Below are 5,775 nucleotides of genomic sequence, written 5' to 3' on the forward strand. Positions count from 1 at the left end.
ACCCTATCGCCCGTTGCGGTGGGCTCAGCTCGAATGGCGTCTCAGCCTCGCCAGCCAGCCCGATGTCGTCCGCCGTGGTGGGCATTCCCTGGCCGATCCAGCCGCCGTATTGCCGGCCTGGTTGCGCCATGCCACGCGCCATGGCGCTACCTTGCCAGCCGGCACCATCGTGACGACCGGCGCCTGGGGCGGGTTGCATCCGCTGACGGGTGCGGCCCGCGGCACGCTGGCCTTCGAGGGCTTGGGCGAACTCAGCTTTTCAGTAGCGGCGTGAAGACCGCAGCGAAGGCCGCGATGTTGAGGATCACCGTCAGCCAGTAGATGCGCCGGAACGCCGGCTTCACGCTCTTGTGGCGCAGCAGTTGCTGGGCGAGCAACGCGCCCGGCCAGCCGCAGGCCAGCGACAGCCCATGCAGGGTCTTCTCGCCCACGCGCCAAGCTCCCTGCCTGGCGGCCCGCTTGTCGAGCGCATAGACGATGAAGGTCGCCATGCTCATGGCGGAATAGATGCCCCAGAGCCAGTTCGGCAAGCCCCAGAGGAGATGGCAGGCCAGCACAAAGCCGGCAAAGGCCGGCACCAGCAGCAGCACACGGCTGCGATCGCGCGGCGCTGCGGGTAGCGGCGGCGCCTTGATGGGCCGCACGGCCAGCGCCCTCGGCTTGCCCTGGGCGTCAGAACCCGCCTGGAAGCTCAATCGCTCACCCACCACCGGCCGCTCGGCGCGGGCGGCAAAGGCCTGGATATGGACAAAGAGGCGGGCCGGGCCGCCGTCGGGCGCGATGAAGCCATAGCCCTTGGCGTCGTCCCACTGGACGAGGGTGCCGGTCTGCTTGTCGCTGGAACTGGTCATAAAAAAGGGCCCGCACTGCGGGCCCTCCATCATCGCCGGGGCGGCAGATGCCGCCGCGGGATCAGCGGCCGAAGCCACCCTTGCGCGGGCCGCTCGGCGGGCGGCGGTCGCCGAAGGCCGGCTTGGCGCCGAAGCTGGGCTTGCCGGCCGGCTGGAAGGAGCGCTCGCCGCGCGGCGCGAAGCCACGGTCGTCACGGGGCTGGAAGCCGCGATCATCACGCGGTGCGAAACCACGATCCTCACGCGGAGCAAAGCCGCGGTTATCACCCTGCGGCGCAAAACCGCGATCTTCACGGGGAGCAAAGCCACGGTTGTCGCCTTGCGGAGCGAAGCCACGGTCATCGCGCGGCGCAAAGCCACGGTCCTGGCCGCCAGAACCATGATTGAAAGGCTTGCCACCACCGTGGAAGGGGCGGCTGCCCTCTTCACGACGGAAAGGCTTGTTGCCGAAGCCAGGGCGGCCGCCACCGAAGTGGCCACGTGGGCCGCGGTCGTCGAAGGAACCAGCCGGGCGCGGCGGGAAGATGCGCGGCTCTTGCGTCTTGGGCTCAAGACCGGCGATCTGCTGCACGGGGATCGTCTGCGTCGTGAACTGCTGGATGCGGCGGATCATGGACACGTCGTCACGCAGGCCCAGCGTGATCGCCAGGCCCTGGCGGCCGGCACGGCCGGTGCGGCCGATGCGGTGCACATAGTCCTCGGCCTTCATCGGCAGGCCGTAGTTGATGACGTGGCTGATGGTCGGCACGTCGATGCCGCGAGCGGCAACGTCGGTGGCCACCAGCACGCGCACTTGCTTGCTGCGCAGAGCCTGCAGCACGCGGTTGCGCTTGCCTTGCGGCATCGCGCCGTGCAGCGGCGCCACCGAGTGGCCGATCTCGGCCAGGCGCTCGGCCAGCCAGTCGGCGTCACGCTGCGTGCTGGTGAAGACGACGGCCTGCTCCATCTCCGGCAGGGCCAGGATGGACTCCAGCAGCTGGTCCTTGTGGTGGGGGTTGTCGGCCCAGTGCAGGCGCTGCTCGATGTTCTCGTGCGTGTCGGTGTGGTTGGCCACCTCGATGCGCTGCGGATCCTTCAGCAGGTTCTGCGCGAGGCGGCCGACGTGGCCGGCGAACGTGGCGCTGAACATCACGGTCTGGCGCTCGGCAGGGGTATTGCCGGCGATCATCGTGATGTCGTCGATGAAGCCCATGTCCAGCATGCGGTCGGCTTCGTCCAGCACCAGCATTTCGACATTGCCCAGCACGCACTTGCCGGAGTTGATGTGGTCGATCAGGCGGCCGGGGGTCGCGATCAGGATGTCCAGCGGGCCCATCAGCTGGCGGATCTGCAGCGGGTAGGGCATGCCGCCCAGCACGGTGGCGACCTTCAGGCCCGGGATGAAGCGGCCGTAGGTCTGTGCGGCCTTGGCGACCTGCATAGCCAGCTCACGGGTGGGGGCCAGCACCAGGATCTTGGGGCCATAGACCTTGCCCTTTTCGCGCTTCTTGCTGTCGTCGCCACGTGCGGCCAGGATCTTTTCCAGCGCCGGCAGGATGAAGGCGGCGGTCTTGCCCGAGCCCGTGCGCGCCGAGACCATCAGGTCCTTGTTGGCGATGGCAGCGGGRATGGCGAGCGTCTGCACGTCGGTGGCGTTCTCGTAGCCGGAATCTTTCACGGCCTTCAGGACCACTTCGTTCAGGCCCAGGGTATCGAAACTCATGTCGTTCTTTCAGTCAAAAGCCCRTCCATGCCGCCWGGAAAWCAGTGAGGGCRGACACGCGGGCGCTGAACAGACCATGCCGTTCAGCAGTCAAAGTCGCTGGGAGAAAGCTCGTGTCGGGCGGCTCGGGCTGCTGGTTGCAGTCGGGTGCGGCACGGGGGAACAGTCAAAGCGACGGCTTCATCGCCGCCGACCGATCCACGAGGGGTGTTCGAGAAGCCGTATGAACTACGGGCCGAACGAGGTCAGAGGAGACGTACGAAGCTCGGTTGGAACCGAGCGAAGCTGCGACTGTAGCACAGATCAGGGTTTTCACGGAATCCACCCCTGAGGCGCGGGTGTGAGCTCTGGCACACTTGCGGCCCGGGTCGGCAGAACACCCAGGCCTTGCCGCGCGGCACCCGCCGCGAGCTGAACCTGCCACGCATACCGCCTTCGTTCACGTGAACCTCGCGTGCGCCCTGGCTGCAAGTCGGCAAGCCCAGCCTCTTTCGTCGTTGGCGTGCGCATGGAGTGCCATCATGGCCCGTGAATCCCTGCCCCTCGTCGTGGACGACTTGTCCACCTTCACCAAGTCTCTGCGCACGCAGTTGCTGGCGCACCCCGCCACGCCAGGCCACCAGACCCTGCTGAACATGCTGGCCCGCGCAGCCGGGCATCGCAATCTGCAGATGCTGAAGGCGCGTCCGCCGGCCCTGCCGCGGACCACCACCCCTGCCCGTGCGGAACACAGCGACATCGTTCGCCGCACGCTGCGCCTGTTCGACGATCAGGGCCGGCTGCAGCGGCTGCCCGTCAAGCGCTCGCTGCAGTTGATGGCCCTGTGGGGCCTGTGGATGCGCTTCGACGCCAAGCGGCCTTACCGCGAGCGCGAGGTCAACCAGATCCTGAMGGCCTGGCACTGCTTCGGCGACTACTGCACGCTGCGCCGTGATCTCGTCACCCAAGGCCTGATGGCGCGCACGGCGGACAGCTCGGTCTACACCAAGCTGCCAGCGCGGCCGGGCGAGGACGCGATGGCGCTGATGCGGGCCTTACGTCAACTCGGCAACTAGCCAGCCGCGCAGGCTGTTGAAGAAGGCCAGGCCCTCGGCACGGGCCAGATCCTGCCGGGTCAGCCGTGCTTCCTTGAGACGGCCCAGGGCCAGCAGCTCAGCACGCAGCACGCCGGGCAACACCCCGGCGGCCAGCGGCGGTGTGAGCCACTGGTCGTCAAGCCGCAGGGCAAGGTTGCCGAAGCTGCATTCGGTCAGCTCGCCCGCCTCGTTCCAGAGGATGACGTCGAAGGCTTGGGCTGGCTTGTCGAAGGCATACAGCTCGCGACGTGTCGTCTTGTGGGCCAGGAACTCGGCACTGGGACCGAGCGTGGGAATGGGCTGATCGGCCAGCGCCAGCAGCACCGGCTCGGCCATCGGAGTGAAGGCGGCCAGCGTGTGATGCAGGCGCCCCTCGGCGTCGCCGGTCAGGCGCAGGCGCCAGCTGCCTTGTGCGTGGGCCTCCGCCACTGCCTTCAGGTGGGCCCGCGCCTCGGCCAGCGAGAAGCGCAGGCCGAAGTGGCGCGCCGTGCGCTGCATGCGGGCCAGGTGAGCGTCGCCGCGCACCGCCACGCCGCCCTCCAGCCGCAGCGTCTCCAGCGCCTCGACGGGCGCCTCGGCGCGGGCCAGGAAGCGCGACTTGGCCCGCCATTCGGCGATTTCGGCAGCAGGCTCACTGTCCAATGTGATGGCGCTGCCGATGCCACAAGTCAGCGCCTCGCCGTGGAACTCGACAGTGCGGATGGGCACATTGAAGGTGGCAACGCCGCCGGGCTGGATCAGGCCCAGCGCGCCGCAGTACCAACCCCGCGCCGTCGGCTCCAGCTCGCGGATGATCTGCATCGCGCGGATCTTGGGCGCGCCGGTCACCGAACCGCAGGGGAAAAGTGCCGCGAAGGCATCGGCCAACGTCAACCCGCCGCGGCTGACGGCCGTCACGGTGGACGTCATCTGCCAGACCGTTGGCAGCGCATGCAGCTCGAACAGACGCGGCACGCGCACGGTGCCGAGCTGAGCGACGTGGCTGAGGTCATTGCGCAGCAGGTCCACGATCATCAGGTTCTCGGCGCGCTCCTTCTCGCTGGTGCGCAGGTGCGCCTGAGCCGCCTCGTCGTCGACACGGTCGCGGCCGCGCGGCGCCGTGCCCTTCATGGGCTGGGCCGCCAACAGCCAGCTCGCCTTGGCACCGGGCACGGGACGCCAGTCGAAGAAGAGTTCGGGTGACACGCTGGCCGCGCCGGCTTCGCGCAAGAACAGGCTGAAGCCGCCGGGCTGGCTGGCGTGCAGGGCGAGGAAGAGCTGCTCGGCGTCCAGCGCGCCGGCCGCCGCGCGCAGCCGGGTGGTCAGATTGACCTGGTAGCAATCGCCGTCACGGATGTAGGTGCGGATGCGCTCGATGGCTGCCGTGCCGTCCGGCTCGGCGTCATTCCAGCCCAGGAAGCCGCTGTAGGCTGGAGGCAGCTCCGGCCAGGGCTCAGGGGGCGACTCGTAGACAGCGAACTCGGCCAGCGGCGCGGTGGCGCCGTGCGTCTTCAGTGCGGCGTCGAAAACCGCGGCGGCCTCGTAACGCAGCCCCCCAAGGACCCAGGCGCCGGCTCGTGCCGCGGCTTCGGCCTCGGCGATGACGCCGCGCACCTCATCCAGCCGCGTCGCCCTCAGCCAGCGCGTCGGCGGCGTGGCCCAGCAGCCGCGCAGCCGCTCGCCGTCCTCGCGGGCCAGCGGGTGGCGGGGGAAGTCGAAAGCGGCGTGCAGCAAGCGCCGTGCGGCCCGGTCAGGCCAGGTTCAGGAAATGAGTGCGGTAGTGGACGAGCTCGTCGATGGACTCGTGGATGTCGGCCATGGCCGTGTGGGCCTGAGCCTTCTTGAAGCCCTCCAGCGCGGCGGGCTTCCAGCGCTTGGCCAGTTCCTTCAGCGTGGACACATCCAGGTTGCGGTAGTGGAAGAAGCTCTCCAGCTCGGGCATGTAGTTGGCGAGGAAGCGGCGGTCCTGGCAGATGCTGTTGCCGGCCATCGGGCTCTTGCCCTTGGGCACGTATTGCTTCAGGAAGGCGATGGTCTGGGCGGCGGCCTCGGCCTCGGAGACGGTGGAGGCCTTGACGCGGTCGATGAGGCCGCTCCTGCCATGGGTACCCTTGTTCCAGGCGTCCATGGCGTCCAGCGTCGCGTCGCTCTGATGCACGGCGAAGAC

Annotated in this window: 5 protein-coding genes and 1 pseudogene; 2 read left to right on the plus strand and 4 right to left on the minus strand. The window is 68.6% G+C overall.

Annotated features, from left to right (window positions below):
* A pseudogene (locus AC1DU6_RS18040) lies at positions 1-274 on the plus strand (2-keto-4-pentenoate hydratase); the annotation flags it as partial.
* Here AC1DU6_RS18040 and AC1DU6_RS18045 read toward each other — a convergent pair.
* Together AC1DU6_RS18045 and AC1DU6_RS18050 are read right to left on the minus strand one after the other, a co-directional pair.
* The gene (locus tag AC1DU6_RS18045) at positions 252-851 is read right to left on the minus strand and encodes a DUF1294 domain-containing protein (protein ID WP_457322138.1); all 600 of its coding nucleotides are present in this window, start codon (positions 849-851) and stop codon (positions 252-254) included. The pseudogene AC1DU6_RS18040 and the gene AC1DU6_RS18045 overlap by 23 nt on opposite strands.
* A gap of 61 nt (positions 852-912) precedes the next feature.
* On the minus strand, positions 913-2,553 hold the full coding sequence (locus AC1DU6_RS18050; protein ID WP_056197662.1) for a DEAD/DEAH box helicase: 1,641 nt from the start codon (positions 2,551-2,553) through the stop codon (positions 913-915).
* A gap of 521 nt (positions 2,554-3,074) precedes the next feature.
* On the opposite strand from AC1DU6_RS18050, the gene AC1DU6_RS18055 reads away from it, so the two are divergent.
* On the plus strand, positions 3,075-3,608 hold the full coding sequence (locus AC1DU6_RS18055; RefSeq protein WP_477858695.1) for a DUF2087 domain-containing protein: 534 nt from the start codon (positions 3,075-3,077) through the stop codon (positions 3,606-3,608).
* Here the strand turns inward: AC1DU6_RS18055 and AC1DU6_RS18060 are convergent.
* Both AC1DU6_RS18060 and orn read right to left on the minus strand, forming a co-directional pair.
* The gene (locus tag AC1DU6_RS18060) at positions 3,588-5,342 is read right to left on the minus strand and encodes a chorismate-binding protein (protein ID WP_477858697.1); all 1,755 of its coding nucleotides are present in this window, start codon (positions 5,340-5,342) and stop codon (positions 3,588-3,590) included. The two genes, AC1DU6_RS18055 and AC1DU6_RS18060, sit on opposite strands and share 21 nt — an antisense overlap.
* Before the next feature lie 16 nt (positions 5,343-5,358).
* The coding region (orn, locus tag AC1DU6_RS18065; protein ID WP_477858698.1) for an oligoribonuclease at positions 5,359-5,775 on the minus strand (417 nt) is incomplete at its 5' end.

It is taken from the genome of Roseateles sp. P5_B10, assembly GCF_056400485.1.